The organism is Pauljensenia sp. UMB3104, assembly GCF_030217285.1.
GTDB lineage: Bacteria > Actinomycetota > Actinomycetes > Actinomycetales > Actinomycetaceae > Pauljensenia.
Map to the genome: position 1 here is coordinate 1 of NZ_JASONN010000006.1, position 20,730 is coordinate 20,730.

Here is a 20,730-nt window from a genome sequence, read left to right on the forward strand (position 1 = left end):
GCATGCGACGCAGCGCCGGGATCGTCCCCGCCCACCTCAGTAACAGCACTCAGTGCTTGGCGACGCGAACGTGAAGCTTGTCGCCGGCCTCGACCGTCAGAGACAGCGCGAGGGTCTCAGCGGCGATCATGTCGCGCCAGGTCTCCACGTCGGCCACGTGAGCGGCGGGAACCGTCAGCGACAGGTCGATGCGATCCGCGATGTGCAGGCCCGCGTTCTTACGCTCGTCCTGAACGGCGCGCACGACGTCACGGGCGTAGCCCTCGGCCTCAAGCTCGGGGGTCAGCTCAGTATCGAGAACCACGAAGGTGCCCGACGCCAGCACGTCCGCGACCTGGCCCTCGGCGGCGTCCACGGAGGTGGACACGGAGAACATGTCACCCGTGAGCACCAGCGGCGCCCCGTCCAGCTCGACGGAGGGGAAACGGCACTCGCCGTCCGCGACCTCCCACTGCCCGGACTTCTGCGCCTTGAACAGCTGGCTCGTCAGCTTACGGACGGCCGGATCGAAAGCGCGCGGGTTCAGGGCCAGCTCGGTGCGAACGCTCAGGCCCGAGTTTTCCGGAGCGGAGAACACCACGGACTTCACGTTCACCTCGGAAGCGATCAGCTCCGCGAAGGGCTCCAGGGCCGCAAAGTGCTCGGAGACGACCTGCAGGGACGCCAGCGGCTGGCGCACGCGCAGCTGATGCGTCTTGCGCAGCGCGTGGGCAGCCGACACGATGGAGCGAACCTCATCCATGGCGGCAACCAGCTCGGGGGCATCCACGGCCTCGTCGATGACGGGGAAATCAACGAGGTGCACGGATTCCCCACCCGTCAGGCCACGCCAGATCTCCTCGCTCAGCAGCGGCAGCAGGGGCGCCGCCAGCTCCATGAGCGTCACGAGAGCCGTGTACAGCGCGTCGAAGGCGGCGGCGTCCTCGTCCCAGAAGCGCTGACGCTGGGTACGCACGTACCAGTTCGTCAGAACGTCGAGGTAGTCGCGCACCGCCTCGCACGCGCCGGCCACGTCGTAGGCGTCCAGCGCGCCGCGCACGTCCTCGGCCAGGGTACGGGTGTGGGCCAGCAGGTAGCGATCCATCTGCACCAGCGCGGCCACGGCCTCGGGCGAGGACAGATCGATGCGCTTGGCTTCGTAGCCCTCACCCTTGTTGCAGGCACCCGCGTACAGCGTGAAGAAGTAGTACGTGTTCCAGATCGGCAGCAGCACCTGGCGAACCGTATCGCGGATCGACTCTTCCTTGACGATCAGGTTGCCGCCGCGCACGACCGGGCTCGACATGAGGAACCAACGCATCGCGTCGGAGCCGTACTTGTTGAACACCTCGGCCACGTCCGGGTAGTTACGCAGCGACTTACTCATCTTCAGGCCGTCGTCACCCAGGACGATGCCGTGGGAGACGCAGGAGCGGAACGCCGGGCGATCGAAGAGCGCGGTCGCCAGGACGTGCAGCGTGTAGAACCAGCCGCGCGTCTGACCGATGTACTCGACGATGAAGTCGCCCGGGTAGTGATTCTCGAACCAGTCCTGGTTCTCGAACGGGTAGTGCACCTGCGCGAAGGGCATCGAACCGGACTCGAACCAGCAGTCGAACACGTCGGAGATACGACGCATCGTCGACTTGCCCGTCGGGTCATCCGGGTTCGGGCGCGTGAGCTGATCAATGAACGGACGGTGGAAATCCGTGACCTTCACGCCGAAGTCGGCCTCAAGCTCCGCGATGGAGCCGTAGACGTCCGTGCGCGGGTAGGCCGGATCATCCGACACCCACACGGGGATCGGCGCGCCCCAGAAGCGGTTACGCGAGATCGACCAGTCGCGGGCACCCTCCAGCCACTTGCCGAAGATGCCATCCTTGGTGTGAGCGGGGGTCCAGGTGATCTCCTGGTTGAGCTCCACCATGCGGTCGCGGATCTGGGTCACGCGGACGAACCACGAGGACACGGCCTTGTACATGAGGGGCTTGCGGCAGCGCCAGCAGTGCGGGTAGGAGTGCACGTAGGACTTCTCGCGCACCAGCACGGCGCGGATCTCGGGGGCGCGGCGCGCGATCGGGCCACCCTGCTCGCGCAGGTCGGCGACCACGTAGCGATTCGCGTCGAAGATCTGCATGCCCTCGTAGTCGGGCACCTCGGACGTGAACACGCCGCCCTCGTCGACGGGCATGACGAGGCCAATACCGTACTCCATGCAGGTCCACATATCGTCTTCACCGAATGCGGGAGCCTGGTGGACGAGGCCGGTACCGTCCGTGGTCGTCACGTAGTCGGCGGCGATGATGGACCAGCCGTTGGGGCCGGGGGCGCCGCCTTCAGCGCGACGCTCGGGGGTGTCGAAGTAGTCGTAGATCGGGTGGTAGTGGATGCCCACCAGCTCATGGCCCTGGTAGGTCGCGACGACGGTGGGGTCCTCGCCGAGTTCCTTGGCGTAGGCGGGGATCAGGTCGGTGGCAATGAGGACGCGCTCGCCGGCGAGGTTACCCTCGTGGTCGGAGGCAACCTCGACAAGCGAGTACTCGATCTGCGGGCCCACAGCGACGGCCGAGTTCGAGGGCAGCGTCCAGGGCGTGGTCGTCCAGATGAGCGCCAGCTCGGGGCGCGCCGAGTCCTCACGCAGTTTGGTTTCCAGACGCAGGCCAACCGTCACCGTGTTGTCGGTGCGGTCCTGGTACACGTCGTCGTCCATCTTGAGCTCGTGGTTGCTCAGAGGCGTGCGGTCGTTCCAGCAGTAGGGCAGGACGCGGTGACCCTGGTAGGCCAGGCCCTTGTCGTAGAGCTGCTTGAAAGCCCACAGCACGGACTCGGTGTAGGACATGTCGAGCGTCTTGTAGTCGTTCTCGAAGTCCACCCAACGGGCCTGGCGGGTGACGTACTCTTCCCATTCCTTCGTGTAGCGCAGCACGGAGGAACGGCAGGCAGCGTTGAACGCCTCGATACCGACACCACCTTCACGGGTGATCTCGGTGACATCCTCGATGCCGAGCTGACGCTGGGCCTCGAGCTCGGCGGGCAGGCCGTGCGTGTCCCAGCCGAAACGGCGCTCGACGCGGTGACCCTTCATGGTCTGGTAGCGGCCCACGACGTCCTTGACGTAGCCGGTCAGGAGGTGACCGTAGTGGGGCAGGCCGTTGGCGAAAGGCGGGCCATCGTAGAACACGAACTCGTTGGAGCCATGCTCGCCGGCGTCACGCATCTCAATGGACTTGCGGAAGGTGTCGTTGCTGGCCCAGAACGCCAGGGTGCCCTCTTCCATCGTGGGGAAGGAAGGGCTGGGGTCCACCTCGTCTTGCCGGTGGCGGGGGTAGAAGCCGTGCTTCGTCATGAGTGTCCTCGTCTCGCGCCTATACAGGGACGAGGACCGGCGTCGCCGGCACCCGCGGTACCACCCCGCTTGCCGCTCCCACACTGGGCGCGGCCGCTTCGTTGGGGCTGTGTCGGGCCCTCCCGTCCGGTTCTACTGGAGGGAACGAGGCCCAGGCTGGCTTTCGCGCTCCTCTTTCTTCCGGATGCTCCCCGGTGATACCCCGCTGGAGCGGGCCGGATCATAGCGAGAAACAAGTGTAGCGAAGAAAATGCGCGGCGCCCACCGGGCGGAACGTCTGCCTGCCCACAGCGCACCCGCGAGCGCTCGGCGACGCACGCGCAGACGATGGTCTGGTGGGCCGTGGTCGGCGCGTGACCGTGGAGGCTTGGGCCTCCTGTCCTAGAGTTGTGGGGTGAGTTCGACGGATACGAGACGCCCTGCGCGCCCCTGGGGTGCGTTCATTGGCGTACTGTTTCTCATTGCGTTGGTCGCCGTGTGGGCGGCGCAGGGGACTCTGTCTGGAACAGGTCTACCCGTCGGCCGAGCGGCAACGATCGCCGTCGGCATGACGCTGCAGGCGATTCCTTTCTTGCTCCTGGGCGTGTTCGTTGCTGAGCTCATCGAGGCTTTCGTCTCCCCCGCTCTGATCGCTCGCGTCTTTCCGACGAACCCGCTCGCTTCCGTAGCGACAGCACTCATCGTCGCTTTTTTGCTTCCGGTGTGCGATTGCTCGGCGGTACCGATCTTCCGCTCCCTGTTGCGCAAGGGTGTGCCACTCTCGGCAGCCACGACCCTCATGCTGGCTTCTCCCGCTATCAACCCGCTGGTGATTGCGTCGACCTACTACGCGTTTGGCTCGTGGTCATTGGTCGCCACGCGTATCGGACTGAGCGTTATTGTTGCTCTCTCGGTTGGTCTGTCGATGCTGGTTGCTTCTCCGCGAGCGCTGCGGGCGGATGGTGCCTTCCATGACGGCGACGCGTGCGGCTGCGCGGGTGACTGTGCGGTGCCGGATCGATCCTTCTCGGGCGTGCTGGGCGCGACGGGGCAGTCTTTTGGCAGGATTCTCCCGTATCTGCTGGGTGGCGTTGCGGCGTCGACGCTGGCTCAAGTGCTGTGGCCGGTGTCTGCTCTGCTTGCGGGGCTTCCCGCTCCCGCTGCACTGGCCCTGATGATGGGTGCCGGTTTTGCGTTGTCTCTGTGTTCATCATCTGACGCAGTGATTGCCCGTTCTCTCGCTTCGTTGGCGCCCACTGGCGCGCTGATGGGTTTCATGGTGTACGGGCCAATGATGGATGTGAAGAACGTGGCGCTCCTGGCCTCCCAGTTCCGGGGCGCGTTTGTGGTCCGCTTGTTCGTGACGGTGAGCGTGGCTGCTGCCGCCGTGATCGGCTGTGCTTGGTGGGCGGGGGTGCTGTCGTGAAGGTTGTGGATCGTCTGGCCCCGGTCGCCGAGTCCTTGTCGTTGGCTTGCCTCGGCGCTGGCTTGCTATGGCTGTCACTGTCGGGTCGCTATGCGTCGTTCGTCCCGTCTTCCGCGCGTCTCGGGATTATCGCCTCGGGAGTTTGTCTGCTCGCATGCTCGCTTGCCTTGTCCGCTCGGCTCGGCTCCAGCGACCACGAGCACACCGACAGCACTCATACTCATCGCGCCCTCTCGCGCACCCTTGTGGCGCTCCTTGCGAGTGCTCTCCTCGTTCTTCCTTTCCGAGTCTCTCCCTCGGAGTTGGCATCGACCGCATGGAACGCTCGCGCGGCCGACGCAGGCACGAGCCCCGGTGTCGACGCTGGAGACGATGGGGACGACTCTGCGTCGACTTCCACCACCCAGGGGGAGGCCTCCCCCACCGCTACTACTCCTACTACTCCGCAGAGCGGGGACGCCGCATCGGCCTCGTCGTCGGGGAAGCTGGAGCTGACGACAGATAACTTCTACGATCAGGTTGAGGAGTTGATCGCTCACGGGCGCGCGCACGACGGTGATCACATCGATCTCGTCGGTTTTGTGATGAGCCCGGAGGCGGCTCGCGCACAGGCGTCGATTCCTCGCGTGACGGAGGATGACAGTTTCGCGGTGGCCCGCATGGCCATCTGGTGCTGTGCTGCTGACGCATACCCGATTGGTTTCGTTGTTCGATGGTCCGGCCCCGCGCCCGAGGCGGATAGCTGGGTTCACGTGAGCGGTACGCTGCGCCTGCGCGGCACGAAGGCGCTCGTCATCGATGCTGATTCGGTTGAGGTGACCGATGCACCGAATCCGGAGTTCGTGGTTCAGTCGCGCTGACATGCTGAGGCGACAATCCGGGCGTCGGCTCATATCTCCAAACAGCCCCGCGCGCGGTCAGAGATACGTATACTCTCATCCATCGAATCAACAGTTACATGCCAAGGGTCGCCATGTTCCGCAACGCTCTCGCCGTCACACTCGCCTTCTCCTGCGTGCTCGCAATGAGCGCCTGCGTTCCCAAGACCACTGCGCCAGAGGCAGCACCATCCCCGGCGACCACGACGACACCTACGCCCACGACACCGAGCGCACAACCCGCCTCCCCGTCGCCGAGCACCGTAGCTCGCGACCCGCTCGAGGACAAACCGATGCACGGACTCATCATCGGGGACTCCCTCGTCGACCCCTATCACCCTCGCAGAACTGACGCACGCTTCCGAGCAATCAACCCCACCACGGGGCAGGTGGTCGCCATGCGCATTTTTCGATCGAAACCTGTCGACGAAAACGACGATTTCATCACTGGCCACGACTGCGCCTTTAACGACTGCTATTCCCGTGATTATTCGTACCACACGCGCATATGGGCCAAGAGTTTGACGTCTGCCGAGCACGTCGGATACTACGATACCGACGATAACATCACGGACGTATCTGCCATGGTGCCGCTCCTCGACAAAGACGCAGAGTATTACGATACTGCCCCAACCTTCTCAGCCGACAATTACTTCTACTTCATGCGGGAATACCTTGAAGATGACGGCACACGCTCCATGTATTATCGCGTCGCAATCGGCAGCTCAACGCCGGAACTCGTGCTCACTATCGAACCGTCAGACCCCCGAGATCGTCATCTCAATTTGCTGGCTGGAACAGATCTCACGACGGACATAGATACGGGATGGGCGCAAGGAAACGACGTGAACCACCTGTGCGCAACCATCAACTCGAGCATCTCAAAAGATAACAAGTGCTTCGACCTAGACGACCGCCTCGGAATCTTCAGCTACACCGCGACGGACGCTGCTACTCGCATCAAAGTGGAGCAGGGCTACTACTACGAGGAAAAGAGTCTCTACAAACCCTACGACGACCCGAGGAAATATCGACTGTTCGACGGCTACAGGATTATTGTCAGTCCCGACGCTCAGCAGCTCGCGTTTGTCATGTGGGACAAAACGCATACAGACTATTATCTGCACATCCTCAACGTTGATGGGACCGGCGATCACACGATCCCCGTCGTGGATGACGGTATCAACGGCTATGGTCCAGTCGCCTGGCTCGACTGATCCCACCATTCGTCGCGAGGTGAACACCGCCCCCACAATCCACGTCTATCCGAGAGCGCGTGATTGTTGAGGCGACTGGAGCGACGCACTCAGAGGTGGAGCCGTTCAGCATCGATGCCGATTCGGTTGAGGTGACCGATGCGCCGAATCCGGAGTTTGTGATTCAGTCGCGCTAAATGCACAATTAATAGTGATGCGGATCACTTAGATTGTTTATGCCCGTTACCTCTGACACAAAATGGCGCGCGTACGGTGAATGAAGCGCACACGGCAGGCGCGGGCGCACCATCTCACCTTCAAGGATGAAGACATGTCATCGACAACAACACTTACTCCCCGCGAAAAGCAAGCGAGGCGCTACGCGACGTCCCTCGCTCTGATCGCCACCCTCGGGCCCTTCTTCTACGGATTCGAAGGCATGGTCCTCAACGCCGCCATCAAGGCGGTGGGATCCACCTTCGAGCTTGGCCCAATCCTGCAGGGCGTTGCAGGCGCAGCGGGCGTCATCGGCGGCCTCATCGGCGCGCTCGCCGCGGGACGCATCTCCGACAAGATCGGCCGCAAGACCACGCTCATGTGGGTCGGCCCCTTCCTGCTCTTCGAGGCCCTCCTCGGCCCCATCTCTCCCCTCCTGGGCAGCTTCGGTTACCCCTTCCTGCTCCTGACCCGCATCGTCGGCGGCATCGGTTTTGGCGCCGCGACCACGGTCGCCCCCGGCTACGTTGCGGAGATCGCTCCCGCTGAGATCCGCGGACGTCTCATCGGCTTCCGTCAGCTCGCGATCATCCTGGGCCTGTTCTTCGCTGGCCTCATCAACACGGCGGTCGTCTCGATCACGGGCGGTGCTGCTAAGCCAGCGTTCGGCGGACTCATGACCTGGCAGGTCCTCTTCGCGTGCCTCATCATCCCGGCCCTCCTCTTCGTCATCTTCACGGCGAAGATCCCCGAGTCTCCGCGCTACCTCGTCTCCGTGGGGCGCACCAAGGAAGCCGAGCAGATCCTGGCCAAGCTGTCCGGCGAGGAAGACCCTGCTGATCGAGTCACGGCCATCACCCAGTCCCTGACGATCACGGGTGGCGCAAAGCTGTCGATCGGACAGATCCTGTCCTCCCAGTGGCGCGGCCTCGTGTTCGTCGGCATGGCGATCGCCGCATTCCAGCAGCTCACCGGCATCAACGGCGTCTTCTTCTACTCGAACTCCCTGTTCGCCGCCGTCGGCTTCACCGAGTCGATGGCCCTGGCCCAGACGCTGCTCATCACCGCGTTCAAGATCGTCGGCGTCCTATCGGGCATCATGTTGGTGGACCGCGTGGGCCGCAAGCGCATGCTCATCTACGGAGGCACGCTCATCTTCGTGTCGCTCGGCGTCGTGGCAACGGTCTTTACGATCGCCCCCACCGTCGACGGCAAGCCCGACGTCGCAGACTCCCCCGTCCTGGCATTCCTGGCGGTCGCGGCTCTGTGCACCTTCCTCCTGGGATTCACCTCCTCGTGGGGCCCCATCTTCTCCATCGTCATGGGAGAGATGTTCCCCAACTCGATTCGCGGTGGCGCCATGTCGCTCGCCTCGGGCGCCGACTTCCTCGTGAACTTCCTGGTTGTTCTCCTCTTCCCCTTCCTCATCGGCTGGTCGCCCGCCGGCACCTACTGGATCTACTGCGCCTTCGGTGTCCTCGCGGTCATCTTCACGGCGAAGTTCCTCACCGAGACCAGCGGCGCCGAACTTGAGGACATGGACAAGGTAGTCGCCCAGTAGCAGCGGCCCATCCCCTGATTTCAACGACGAAAAGGCATTGCAATGACTGACAACACGCGGGATATTCCCGATAACGTGCGCAACGTCCTGGTCATCATGACCGACCAGCACCGCACCGACACGATCGGCTGCCTGGGCAACCCACACGCGCGCACCCCCGTCATCGACGCGATGGGCGAATCGGGCTTCGCCTTCACCCACTGCTTCACCCCGACCGCGATCTGCACGCCGGCGCGCGCCTCACTGCTCACCGGCAAGCGCCCGGGCAAGCACCAGGTGCTGGCCAACCCCGAGTGGAACATCGCCTACCAGGTCTCGATCCCCGAGGGCACGTGGACGTACACGCAGGAGCTGCGTGACGCCGGCTACAACGTCGGCATCGTCGGCAAGTACCACTGCGGCTACAATCTGCCCGACAAGTTCGGCGCGGACGACGACACCTACTGGGGCGCCGAAAACCCGGTGGCCAACGAAAAGTACGTCGCCTGGCTCGAGGCCAACAACCTCCCGCCCGTGCGCGCCCACGACCTGTGGCGCGGCAAGCTGCCCGGCGGACGAGACGGCCACATCATCGCCGCGCGCCTTGACCAGCCCGAGGAAGCTACCTTCGAGCGCTTCCTGGCGGACCGTGCGATCGAGAAGCTGCGCGAGTACGCGGCCGACTGGAAGGACTCTTCTCAGCCCTTCTGCCTCGACGTGCACTTCTTCGGGCCTCATCTGCCCTACTTCCTGCCCGACGAGTGGTTCGATCTCATTGATCCCAATGACGTCGAGCTGCCGGAAAACTTCGGCGACTCCCTCATCGGTAAGCCCCCGATTCAGGAGAACTACGCGACCTACTGGTCCACGTCCTCGTTCACGAACGAGCAGTGGAAGAAGCTCATCGCGGTCTACTGGGGTTACACGGCCATGATCGACTTCGAGATCGGACGCATCATGGACGTGGCGCGCGAGCTGGGCATCCTGGACGACACGGCGGTGTTCTTCTGCGCGGACCACGGTGAGTTCACGGGCTCGCATCGCCTCAACGACAAGGGCCCGATGATGTACGACGACATCTACAACGTCCCGTTCATCGCCCACATCCCCGGCGTCTCGACGGTGGGCCGCTCGGACGCGTTCGTCTCCCTCATCGACCTGCCGGCCACGGTCCTGGACATCGCCGGCTTGGACACCTCGCTGGTCGAGGATGGCCGCTCGATCGTGGACCTGACGCGCGGCGAGGACGTCGAGGGCTGGCGCGAGGACATCGTGTGCGAGTTCCACGGCCATCACTTCCCCCTCCAGCAGCGCATGCTGCGCACGCGGGATTTCAAGCTCGTCATCAACCCCGAGTCGATCAACGAGCTCTACGACCTGCGTCTGGATCCGGCCGAGATGAACAACGTGTACCCCGTGCCCGTCTACGACGAGATCCGCAGGGAGTTGGCCACGAACCTCTACCTGCAGCTGCGTGAGCGCGGGGATCACTCCTTCGCCAAGTGGATGGCGGCGATGACGGACTTCGACATCCCGCTGGTGAACACGGCTCGCTCCGACCTCGACGAGGTCACGAGCGACTGACGCAACGCCTCGGCGGCGGGAACATGCAACTTTCCGCCGCCGAGGCAACGCGCCCTCTGCACACCCCACGCAGTGACGCGTATCATAGAAAGTATCAACGAGGCCGGAACGCACCGACCGGACATCAACGACGAAGCGCCGGGAAGGAGAGACATGCACTACCCCACCCGCAGCCCCCTGCCAACCCTGGAAGACCGCATCGTCGCTCACCTGGCCAAAGCCCCGGCCACACGCTCCCAGCTGTGCGAAGCACTCGACACCTCGCGCACAAACCTGGGGCGCGCGCTCGCGACCCTCCTCGATGAGGGATCGGTGACGCCGGTGCGTACGAATGCCCCCGGACGAGGCCGCCCCACCCAGCTTCTCACCCTCAACTCATCGGCCGCCCACTGCGTCGGCCTCAACGTCACGCGCACGTCGTGTGCGGGCGTCATGCTCTCGCGCAGCGGCGCGGTCCTTGCCGCTGTCCATATCGTTTCCCCCGCTTCCCCGTCTCTCCAGCTCTCTCTCGAGCAAACCTGTGAAGCACTGGCCGCGAGCGCGGCCCGTCAGGGTATTGACACGTCGACCGTGCGCGCGGTGGGTGTGGGAGTTCCAATTCCGATGGGGCGTAACGCGAGGTTGTCCTCGGATGCGTACCCGAGCGTGGAAGAACTCGCAGCTCTGACGCGTCGCTGGTGGTCTCCCGCTCCAGTGGTTGATAACACCGTGCGCATGGCTGCGCTCGCGGAGGCCATGTGGGGCGCAGGAGCGGACATGTCATCGTTCATTTACCTGCGCCTGTCGGGTGGCGTGGGCGGCTGCGTCGTCTCCGATTTCCGCCTGGTTGGCGGAGCGGGCGGCCTGGCCGGAGAACTAGGACACATGACGGTGGGCGCCAATGACTCACCCTGCGCCTGCGGCAAGCGCGGTTGCCTGGAGACGTTGGCCTCCGTTCCGGCGTTGTGTGAGAGCGCTGGAGTTGGTGACATTGCGGAGCTACGCGGCGCCGTCCTGTCCGGCAATGCACGTGCGCGCGAGGCATTGGACCGGGCGGCCGAGGCTGTCGGCTACGTCCTCGGCTCGGCCGCGCTCCTCATTAATCCGCGAGCCATCATCGTGGCGGGTGAGGTCGTCGACGCTTTTCCCTCTCTGCGGGCCGATATTACGGCTTCCATGTACAAGGAGCTCCTTCCCGTGATGGAGTGGGACATCGATGTCGTGGGGGCATCGCTGGGGCCCTTGGGCGCCGCTCAGGCCAGCGCGTACATCGCTGCTCACCCCTCCGAAGATGAGGTTCCCCTCCCCCGTTACGCTGAGGATGCTCCGACCCGTGAGGTGGGGTCGGCCTCGTCAATGCGCACGCGCACCGATCGCGGAGGCAGGCCGTGACCCGCTCGATCCCATTCTCCGTTGTCACGAAGCCGACGGGAGCCGCCTGCAACCTGGATTGCCAGTACTGTTTCTTCCTGTCCAAAGAGCTTCTCTACAACGCGGCTGCGCAGACCATGTCGGAGCAGACCCTGGAGCGCTACGTGGAGGCCTTTCTCGAGTCGAGTCCCGACGGCGAGGTCACGATGCTGTGGCAGGGCGGGGAGCCTACCCTGCGAGGCCTCGGTTTTTTCGAGCGCCTCATGGAGCTGTGTGAGCGCTACCGTCGCCCCACCCAGCGCGTGCGTCACGCCCTGCAGACGAACGGCACGCTGGTAACCGACGAGTGGGCTCGCTTTTTCGCAGACCACAACTTCCTCGTGGGTGTGTCCATCGACGGGCCCGCTCCCCTGCACGACGCCTACCGACTCAACCGCGGCGGGCGCGGCACGCACGCGATGGTTGTGCGCGGCTGGGAGGCACTCGCCCGCGCGGACGTAGAGACGAACATCCTGTGCACGGTCAACGCCGCGAACGAGGACCACGGGGAGCAGGTGTACCGCTACTTCCGCGGCGACCTCGGTGCCCGCTACCTGCAGTTCATCCCCATTGTGGAGCGCGTGCGCGCCGCCGACCTGGCCCAGGCCGAGCGCGGCTGGAGGTCTGGCACCTCCGCGCTCCTGTACCGACAGGATGGGGATTGCGTGACCAGCCGGTCCACATCCCCTGCCTCCTACGGGCGTTTCCTGTGCGAGGTGTTCGACCAGTGGATCGCATCAGACGTGGGCGAGGTGTTCATCCAGGACGTGGATTCGACCCTCTCAGCTCTCTTTGGATCGGCCACGGTATGCGTCCACGCGCCCCAATGCGGTGCGAACATGGCAATGGAGTTCAACGGCGACGTGTACGCCTGCGATCACTGGGTGGAGCCGGACTGGCTGGTCGGCTCAATCAATTCCTCATCATTCGCGCAGCTGGCAACATCGGACAAGATGCGCGACTTTGCACGCCTGAAGCCCGACCTCGATGCGGAGTGCCGGTCCTGCCCGCACCTGCGACTGTGCTGGGGCGGATGCCCGAAAGACAGATTCGTCCGCCGAGGCGAAACCGCGCACAACTACCTGTGCGAGGGATACCGGGCGTTTTACGAGCACGCAACTCCCGCCCTACGCGCGATGGGCATGCTGATCGCAGCGGGCAGGCCAGCCTCGGACATCATGGATCCCACAGTCGCTTCCACACTCGGGCTTTCCTTGTCCACGTCAACCCGGAATCACCAATGATCATTGAAGCGCTCCTCATCGGCGCATTTGTCGGCATCGTCGTCGGCTCACTCGGCGCAGGTGGCGGCATTCTGTCGGTACCGATCCTCGTCTACATCCTCGGCCAAGACCCCCACCAGGCGACGGGCCTGTCCCTCATCATCGTGGGGCTGACAGCCGCCGTTTCGCTGGCAACGCGCGCTCGCAGCGGCAACGTCGCATGGCGCGAGGGAACGATCTTCGCGCTCGCGGGCCTCGTCGGCACATGGGCGGGGTCAACGCTCGGTCCGCTCGTCTCGGCGCGCACCCTCATGCTCTCCTTCTGCGCGCTCCTGGGAGCGGTCGCGGTCTTCATGGTGCGCTCCCAGCTGCGCACATCCGTCCCTTCCTCTTCGGACGAGGCCGGGGCCACCTGCGACGACAAGGGTTCCTGGACGCTCGCGACCGTGTTCCGCGTCGTCGCCCTGGCGACGCTGACGGGTTTCCTCACGGGATTCTTCGGCGTCGGCGGCGGGTTCGCCATCGTCCCAGCACTGCACTTGGCGCTGCGCTACCCGATGAAACGCGCATCCGCCACGTCACTGCTGGTCATGGTCATCACCGCCGCCTTCGGCCTGGCCTCGCGCACGCTCGCCGGAACCCTGACGATCACCGCCGAGGCCGGGGTCATGGTCGCGCTGTTCACCGCAGCATCCATGGGAGGCGGCATCGTGGGAGCCAAGCTCACCAAGAGAGTGTCGAACCGGGTGCTCGGCCTCGTTTTTGCAGCTCTCCTCGTAGGCGTAGCCGCCTCGACCCTCGTAGCCACCCTCGCGTGAAAGGGCGCGCGAGACAGATGCTGTCTCGCGCGCCCTCATCGCTTATCTGGCGGTCGACCCCTCATTCTCGGTTGAGGTGTCAGCACTCCCCTGGCTTCCAGGCTTGCTGCCGGGGCCTCGACCACCCTCCGGAGGGGGTCCCGGGCGGGTGCTACCGGTATCGCCCTGCTCACCGCCCGGCCCCTGCTGCTGGCCATTACCAGGCCCCTGCTGACCACCTGGACCCTGCTGCTGACCGTTACCGGGACCTTGCTGGCCGCCGGGCCCCTGCTGCTGGCCGTTACCCGGACCCTGCTGATCACTTCCGCGACCGGAATCCTCATCCTCGGTCCCGTTACCCCGATCGTTGGAGCCGTCCTCGTATCCCTGCTCGTAGTAGTCCTGTCCATCCCCCATCACGGCGGCATGGGTAATGATGCCCGCGCCGAAGCCGACGGAGAGGATGGCAGCTGCCGCTCCGGCGATGGCCGCTCGCTTGCCCCACGAGGTTTTCTTCGGTGCAGGCTCGAGCGTCGCGGCGCTAGCTGCCACGGCCTCGTCACCCGATAGGTCGTCGTCAGAAGATCCCGCGACGGACTCCAGGGGCGTGCCAGCAAACGCATTGCTGATTTCCTGCTGGGTGACGGGAGGCATCTGTGCCGTTTCCGCCTGGGACACGTGAGTGGGCAGGACTTCGGTCTGATCTGCGCTCTGTGCCTCCGACTGGGGCAGGATCGAGGTGCGCTCGGTGTCACCTGCCGGGTTCTTGTTGTCGTCCGCCATGGGGGACGCTCCTTTCTGCTGATGTGTGCATCATTGCCTCGCAGATTAGGAGCGACACATAAGCGGACGTTATGACGAAACTGTGAAAACGCTATGAAATAACAGGTGTTGCACATCACTTTTTGGAGCTTGATTTATTTGTCAGCTCACAACTATCCTGCAACGTTCGCCACCCGACGATCCCACTCACGAGGTGACAAATGTCCATCAAATCCCTCCCCACGATCATGTTTGCCACGGCAACCGCACTCGCTCTCAGCGCCTGTGGGTCAGCCTCGACCCCCTCCACCCCCGCCGCGAGCACCGAGGCCTCCTCCGCGGCTGCGACAGACCCGTCGACCGCGCCCATGTCCGGCATTATCTTCGCCGCCGCCGACGACGGCATCGACACGACGGTCACCACCGTGCGGGCCATCGACCCGCAATCGGGCGCGATCACGGCGACGCGTACCTTCACCTTCCCAAGCGAGTATCTGTCCGCACCGGGGTACATGTGTGAGAATATGCAGTGCTACTCCCCCGACTTCTCACGCATGATCGTCGCGAACGACGAGGGCGAGAACGAAAAGGTAGCCGTGGTCTCCACGAACGGCACGATCACCGTCCTCAATGACGCGATCCCGACGCCGAGCGGACACACCCCCGTGTCCAATCACTTCGCCCAATTCGGCCCCGACGGAGCCATCTACGTGGCCCACATCGACAAGGACGCCGCATCGGATCGCGTCGGCACAATCTACCGTTTCCCCTCAGAAACTGAAGCCCCCGAGGCCGTTCCCACCGACTTTACGGTCGAAAACTACGCGCGATTCCAAGTCATGCCCGACCTGTCCATCCATCGCACCAAAACTGCGGTGTGGGTCGCCAACGAGGCCGGCGTCGGATGTTTCGGCGCGAACGCCGTCACCCCCGACGGCACGTGCCTCACGATCGACCAAGGCACCATCTACTCCAAGCCGGGCACGCCTCTCGCCCAGACCACCCCGGAGGACCAGACACTGCTCGTTTCTAACTGGACAAAGGTCAGCCTGCCCAGCCTGGAGAGCACTCACACCATCGAGGGATGGCTCGCCGTGAGCCCCGACGGCACGCAGATGGCACTGTACGCGTCGCCCAAGGACCCCTACTCCGACCTCTCACTACACCTCTTCGTCGCCCCCGTCACAGGCGGCGAGGCCACCCAGATCACGACGACCACCGACGACGTCCCGGGCGTCGTGCGCATCCTGGGCTGGACTCAGTAGAAGACGCGAGGCCGGGACCGCGACGCGCACCCCATCGCGCGAGCGGCCCCGGCCTCGTCCCATGTATGCGACAGACTCAGCGGACCTATTGTCCGATGGTATTCCTGGCCACGAGGGTGTTCGTCGCCTGTGCTACCGGGCGCACGATCATCGAGTCGATGTTGACGTGGGAGGGGCGCTCCAGAGTCCACACGATCGCCTCGGCGACGTCTTCGGCAACGAGTGGGGCGGCGACTCCCTCGTAGACGCGGTCAGCGGCTTCCCTCGAGCCGAGTCGGTTGAGCGAAAACTCCTCGGTGCGCACCATGCCCGGCGCGATCTCAATGACGCGCACGGGCTCGCCCACCAGCTCCTGGCGCAGCGTGTTGGCAATAACGCGCTCGGCGTGCTTGGCGGCGACATACCCGCCGCCTCCCGGGTAGGTGTCGTGGGCGGCGGTCGAGGTCAGGAAGACGAGGTCTCCCCCGCGCTCGCGCATCCCCGGCAGGAAGGCGCGCGAGCAGTGCAGGGCGGTGAGCACGTTGCGCTCGAACATCGCGCTCCACCTAGCAGGATCGCCGTCGGCGACGCGGTCCACGCCGATTGCCCCACCGGCGTTGTTGACCAGCGCGTCCACGGGGCCGCCCGCCAGGACGTGTGCGGCCATCTCCTCCACCTGCGCCTCATCCGTGAGGTCGGCCGCCCAGTATTCGCAGCCAATTTCAGCGGCGAGGGCCTCCAGGCGCTCGCGGCGCCTGGCCACGGCGACAACCCTCCACCCCCGCTTCGCCAACAGGCAGGCGGTGGCCTGCCCGATTCCGGTGGAGGCTCCAGTGACGACGACGCGGCGAGAATTGCTCATAGCTCAACAGTAATATCCCCGGGTACACACCGTCGTGCGCGCCCGGGGATATTCGTTGGTGTCTCAGCCGTTGGGCAGGCCGTAGGCCTTATGGATCAGCCAGATCGGGTGGACAACGTTCGCGCCCGTGGCCGTGCGTAGCTGCCAGCGGCACGTCTCCGTATCGCACGCGGCCAGCTCGGCGTTGACCTGCTTGATGAAGTCAAAGACCGGGGCGCCCACAGCCTGGGCGATCGCGTACTTCTCCTTCTTCATGCCGTACGTGCCCGCGATACCGCAGCAGGGCTGCTCGGAATCCTTGACGGTCACGCCGGGAATCAGGCTCATGAGCTCGATCGCGGGCTTGCCCAGCCCCTGAGACTTGACCTGGCAGGGGGCGTGGTACGGGATGGTGACGTCGATGCGCTGGAAGTTCGTGTCCAGTTCACCCTTGTCGTACAGGTGCAGCAAGAACTCGCTGATATCCCACGTGCGGGCACCCACGTCGCGCAGCTCCGGGGTGTCCATCTCGAGGATCTCGTGGGCCTCGTGGCGCAGCATGCCGCCACACGAGCCAGACGCGGAGATGATCGGCGCATCGCGATTGACACTGCGCAGATCGTTGGTCAGCTTGGAGACGTACTTGCGCGCGTCGTCGTACAGGCCGTTGGACTGCAGGGCCAGGCCGCAGCAGCCGTGCTTGGGGACCAGGACCTCGTATCCCAGGTGCTCGAGCACCATGACCGAGTGGATCGAGGTCTCGACCTCGAAGTACTGACCGGCGCAGCCGTGGAAGAAGATCACCTGGCCGCGCGTGCCGGAGTTCGGCAGCGGCGTGTGCTTCTTGAACCAGGACTCGAAGGTGCGACCATACGCGCGCGGCATGGGGGCCGAGCGGTGCACACCGATGACGGCCTCCATCGCCATGCGGATCGGCTTGACGTCCAGAGCCCAGTTCGCGATCGGGGCGACCGGGGTCATCATGGTGCCGATCAGGGAGGTGCGACCAATGAGACGGTCGCGCAGCGGAATACCGTGCGCTTCCTTCATCGCCGTGCGGCGGTGGTGGATGATCTCGGTGACCTTCACGCCCTGGGGGCACACGAGCGAGCAGGTGCCGCAGGAGGAGCAGTAGTCGATGGACTTGTCCACCATCTGCCCGCCCTTGCGGAAGCGCTCGGCCTGTGGACCGGAGTACTTGGGGCCTGCGAACAGGTCGGTGACACGCATGACGGGGCACTGGGTCTCGCAGATCGTGCACTTGACGCAGGAGTCGAGGCTCGCGCGCAGCGCGGCGTCACCGGCGAGGGCGAAGACGTCCTCTTCCTCCACGCCTGGTCCCATCAACGTTGACATTTCCAGAGTCATTTCAGTTCCTCCACGATCGAGTCGACGGCCGCGAGCGCGCTGGCCAGCGCAATGCCTTCACCGCTCTTTTCACGCCAGCGGGTGGCGCCGGCCAGGTTGCCTCCGGCCGCGTACAGGTTCGGGCACACGGGCGTGCCTTCCTCGTTCAGGACGCGCATGTTGTCGTCGACGGCGAGTCCGGCCAGGAAGAGGGGCTGGTCCTCACCCCAGAAGTCGGCGTGTAGGAGCTGTCCGGAGGCACCCATGACGGGCAGACCGCAGATGGTTTCGCGCACGGTTCCGTAAGAGTCCATGTCGAGGGCGCCGGATTCGAAGCCACCGGCGGCCAGGATGAGGGAGCGGGTTTCCACGACCGTGGGACGTCCCGCGCTGGCGTATTCGACGGCGCTCACTCGTCCGTCTGCCGTGTGCACGGCCTTGATCGGGGATCCGAGGATGACGCGGCACTTGGATGAGGCGATGCGGGTGAGCAGCGCGTTGAGGCGCATGCCGGGCACCGACGGGGGCTGGATCGGGATCTCGAAGACGGGGTGGCCGAGCTTGTCCGCGAGGTCGCGCCACGCGTTCGGGTCGTCGAGGCCGAGGACGGCGGGCAGGCCGACGATCTCGCCATCTTCCAGGAGGGGACGAATCTGGTCTGCCAAGCGCGCGCGGTTCTCCTCGCGGTCGAGGCTGCGCGCGTGGTTGGTGCCGGTCGAGTCGACCTCTCCTTCGCGCACGACGTAGTCGACGGACAGGGCGCGCGCCTTGATCGGTGCGCCGTCAGGGCCGTTCTGTCGCGTCAGGTTTTCGGCGACGAGGCTGGGGTAGAAGTCCTTCAAGCGCGCCAGTCCCACGATCGCATAGCGGGCGCCCGCCTGGGGGACGCCGGCCTCCATGGAGGGAGGAATCAGGCAGGTGGGGCGCAGCGCACCGACACCGGTGGGGATGCGCACGTTGCGGGCCTCATCGCCGATGAGCACATCGGAACCGACCAGGTCTCGAAGCCACGCAACGGATGCACCGACGTGGTCGGGGGTGACGTGCGCGTAGGGGTGGGTGGGGCGGGAGGCCACGTGGGCTTCCAGCGCCTCGAGGGGCGCCTCGACCGGCTCGGGACGGTAGCCGAGGATGTCGACCGTACCCGTGCCGAGCTGGATGCCGCCGATGCCCTTCGTGATGAGGGTGACGCTCAGGCCTGCGTCAGCTGCCTTGATTGCTGCGGCCAGGCCTGCCAGGCCCGCGCCGATAACGACGACGTCTCTCATCGAACAACCTCCTCGCTGGGTGCGGGCAGGTGCTCGACGTCGAGCGTGCCCTCGTGGATCCAGGCGTCCAGTGCTGCCTGCCTGGCTTGCTTACCGAACATGATGGGCCACAGGCCGATCCAGCGGTTCTTCAGGAAGAGACGCAGGAGGGAGTTGGCACGCATCGAGTCGATGTCTCCACGCTCGTGGGCGATGCCCGCGGCTCGCTGAGAGCAGAAGCCACCTTGGCAGGGGCCCATGCCCAGGCGCATCTGGCGACGCACGTCGTCGAGTTGACCCTTGGGCAGGGTGTCCATGACGTTCTCGAGCATGGCGCGCGTGGCCATCTCGCACTCGCAGATGATCTGCTCGTGGGAGGGGGATTCGTTGCGCGATTCGACATTGTCGAGGCGGTGGCCGATCGTGTACAGGCGCGCTTCCTTGGCGGGCGGGACGGCCTCGTCGGCTGTCTTGCAGGCGCGCTGCTCGCCCATCTCCTCGCACATGATGTCGACAATGCGCTCGGCCATGAGGCGGTAGGTGGTGAGTTTGCCGCCCGCGATGGTGAGCATGCCGTAAACGCCATCGCGCGTGTTGTGGTCGATGATGCTCATGCCGCGCGCCATGTGGCGGGTGTCAGTCGCGGACACTCGGGAGTCCTTGACGAGGGGGCGTGCTCCGGCCCAGGCGTGCACGGCACGGGACTTGCGGAAGCCGGGGATCATGGCTTCACCGGCGTCGAGCATCTGCTGGACCTGGTCTGCGGGGATCGACAGGCGATCCGGGTCGTCGGCCTTCAGGTCGGTCGTGCCGATGATGCACACGGTGTGGTCGGGCACGAGAATGTCGCCGTCGGCGGGCCACACGCAGCGGTTGATGACTGAGTGGCTCAAGCGGTGATTCATGGCGATCATGATGCCGGCGCCCGGGACAACGTCGACGCCGTGGCAGTCGGCCATGGCAGCAATCTGTCCGGCCCAGGGGCCGCCGCAGTTGAGGACGAACCCGCATTCGATGCGCACGTCCTCGCCGCCGCGCTCGTCGTGAACGATGACGGCGCTGACGCGATCGCCCTCGCGTTCGACGGAGGTCACGCGGTGGTAGGTCAGGACCTGCGCCCCGTATGCCTGCGCGGAGCGGATCGCTCCCCAGGTCATCTGCCAGCCATCAACCGTGCCGTCCTGGACCTCGAAGGCTCGCTTGATACGCGGATCGAGCCGGGGTTCGCGGCGCAGGGCCTCGGCAATGGAGATTTCCGCGGCGGGCACCTTTGCAGCCGCTGCACGAGCCAGGAACTGGTCCGCGTACTCTTCATCGTCGTGGGCCGTCACCACGAAGAGGCCACCGGTGGCCTCGATCGCGTTGGCGTTGATGCGCTTGACGATTTCGTTTTCTTCGGCGCATTCGGTGGCCGACTCGGGATCGGACGCAATGTAGCGACCACCCGAGTGGAGCAGGCCATGGAAGCGACCCGAGGTTCCCTGAGCGATATCGGCCCGATCGACGAGGACGGCTGAGAAGCCGCGCATGGCGACGTCGCGGACGACGCCGGCACCGGTGGATCCGCCACCGATGACACACACGTCAGTGCGAAGTGTCTTCACCGTTAAAAATCCCTTCACCTGTTGATGAGGAAGTGCCTCATTGCTGCCTCCATCATGCGCCTTATGAGCCCGATTGCACGAATGCACACACGACTCTGCACATATGTGCACGGTGCCGCGCTCGCAAAACGA

Annotated in this window: 15 protein-coding genes; 9 read left to right on the forward strand and 6 right to left on the reverse strand. The window is 64.9% G+C overall.

Features of this window, described 5'->3' with window-relative positions:
• Positions 1 to 49 precede the first annotated feature (49 nt).
• Positions 50 to 3,325, reverse strand: a complete 3,276-nt coding sequence (gene ileS / locus QP415_RS04540; RefSeq protein ID WP_285099021.1) for an isoleucine--tRNA ligase — start codon at positions 3,323 to 3,325, stop codon at positions 50 to 52.
• A gap of 394 nt (positions 3,326 to 3,719) precedes the next feature.
• Here ileS and QP415_RS04545 point away from each other — a divergent pair, with 394 nt between their 5' ends.
• The 8 genes from QP415_RS04545 (at position 3,720) to QP415_RS04580 (ending at position 13,574) form a co-directional block, all read left to right on the forward strand.
• Positions 3,720 to 4,730 carry a permease gene (locus tag QP415_RS04545; RefSeq protein ID WP_285099023.1) on the forward strand — a complete coding sequence of 337 codons (1,011 nt, stop codon included), beginning with the start codon at positions 3,720 to 3,722 and terminating at the stop codon, positions 4,728 to 4,730.
• Positions 4,727 to 5,590, forward strand: coding sequence for a TIGR03943 family putative permease subunit (locus QP415_RS04550; protein ID WP_285099025.1), 864 nt, complete (start codon positions 4,727 to 4,729; stop codon positions 5,588 to 5,590). The genes QP415_RS04545 and QP415_RS04550 overlap by 4 nt, the downstream gene beginning before the upstream one ends.
• A 113-nt stretch (positions 5,591 to 5,703) precedes the next feature.
• Positions 5,704 to 6,825 (forward strand): hypothetical protein, encoded by a 1,122-nt coding sequence (locus QP415_RS04555; RefSeq protein WP_285099026.1) that lies wholly within the window; start codon positions 5,704 to 5,706, stop codon positions 6,823 to 6,825.
• A 310-nt stretch (positions 6,826 to 7,135) separates the two neighbouring features.
• Positions 7,136 to 8,581 carry a sugar porter family MFS transporter gene (locus tag QP415_RS04560; RefSeq protein WP_065422123.1) on the forward strand — a complete coding sequence of 482 codons (1,446 nt, stop codon included), beginning with the start codon at positions 7,136 to 7,138 and terminating at the stop codon, positions 8,579 to 8,581.
• A gap of 42 nt (positions 8,582 to 8,623) precedes the next feature.
• A complete protein-coding gene (locus tag QP415_RS04565; RefSeq protein ID WP_285099028.1) occupies positions 8,624 to 10,144 on the forward strand; it encodes a sulfatase-like hydrolase/transferase in 1,521 nt (506 codons plus the stop codon).
• 153 nt (positions 10,145 to 10,297) lie between these two features.
• Positions 10,298 to 11,515: an ROK family transcriptional regulator gene (locus QP415_RS04570; RefSeq protein WP_285099030.1), complete on the forward strand. Its 1,218-nt coding sequence runs from the start codon at positions 10,298 to 10,300 to the stop codon at positions 11,513 to 11,515.
• Positions 11,512 to 12,777 carry an anaerobic sulfatase maturase gene (locus QP415_RS04575; RefSeq protein WP_285099032.1) on the forward strand — a complete coding sequence of 422 codons (1,266 nt, stop codon included), beginning with the start codon at positions 11,512 to 11,514 and terminating at the stop codon, positions 12,775 to 12,777. The genes QP415_RS04570 and QP415_RS04575 overlap by 4 nt, the downstream gene beginning before the upstream one ends.
• Positions 12,774 to 13,574: a sulfite exporter TauE/SafE family protein gene (locus tag QP415_RS04580; RefSeq protein WP_285099033.1), complete on the forward strand. Its 801-nt coding sequence runs from the start codon at positions 12,774 to 12,776 to the stop codon at positions 13,572 to 13,574. Before QP415_RS04575 ends, QP415_RS04580 begins: the two co-directional genes overlap by 4 nt.
• 42 nt (positions 13,575 to 13,616) lie before the next feature.
• Here the strand turns inward: QP415_RS04580 and QP415_RS04585 are convergent, their stop codons facing one another.
• Positions 13,617 to 14,336: a hypothetical protein gene (locus tag QP415_RS04585; protein ID WP_285099035.1), complete on the reverse strand. Its 720-nt coding sequence runs from the start codon at positions 14,334 to 14,336 to the stop codon at positions 13,617 to 13,619.
• Positions 14,337 to 14,536: 200 nt separating this feature from the next.
• Here QP415_RS04585 and QP415_RS04590 point away from each other — a divergent pair, with 200 nt between their 5' ends.
• Complete coding sequence (locus QP415_RS04590) at positions 14,537 to 15,580, forward strand: hypothetical protein (protein WP_285099037.1); 1,044 nt, start codon at positions 14,537 to 14,539, stop codon at positions 15,578 to 15,580.
• Positions 15,581 to 15,665: 85 nt separating this feature from the next.
• On the opposite strand, the gene QP415_RS04595 is transcribed toward QP415_RS04590, so the two are convergent.
• The 4 genes from QP415_RS04595 to glpA form a co-directional block, all read right to left on the reverse strand.
• The gene (locus QP415_RS04595) at positions 15,666 to 16,421 is read right to left on the reverse strand and encodes an SDR family oxidoreductase (protein WP_048677612.1); all 756 of its coding nucleotides are present in this window, start codon (positions 16,419 to 16,421) and stop codon (positions 15,666 to 15,668) included.
• A gap of 63 nt (positions 16,422 to 16,484) precedes the next feature.
• The gene (locus QP415_RS04600) at positions 16,485 to 17,768 is read right to left on the reverse strand and encodes an anaerobic glycerol-3-phosphate dehydrogenase subunit C (protein WP_048677611.1); all 1,284 of its coding nucleotides are present in this window, start codon (positions 17,766 to 17,768) and stop codon (positions 16,485 to 16,487) included.
• Entirely contained in the window at positions 17,765 to 19,015 is a 1,251-nt protein-coding gene (glpB, locus tag QP415_RS04605) for a glycerol-3-phosphate dehydrogenase subunit GlpB (RefSeq protein WP_285099039.1), read from the reverse strand. Before glpB ends, QP415_RS04600 begins: the two co-directional genes overlap by 4 nt.
• Positions 19,012 to 20,598, reverse strand: coding sequence for an anaerobic glycerol-3-phosphate dehydrogenase subunit GlpA (gene glpA, locus QP415_RS04610; protein ID WP_285099041.1), 1,587 nt, complete (start codon positions 20,596 to 20,598; stop codon positions 19,012 to 19,014). Before glpA ends, glpB begins: the two co-directional genes overlap by 4 nt.
• Positions 20,599 to 20,730: the final 132 nt, after the last annotated feature.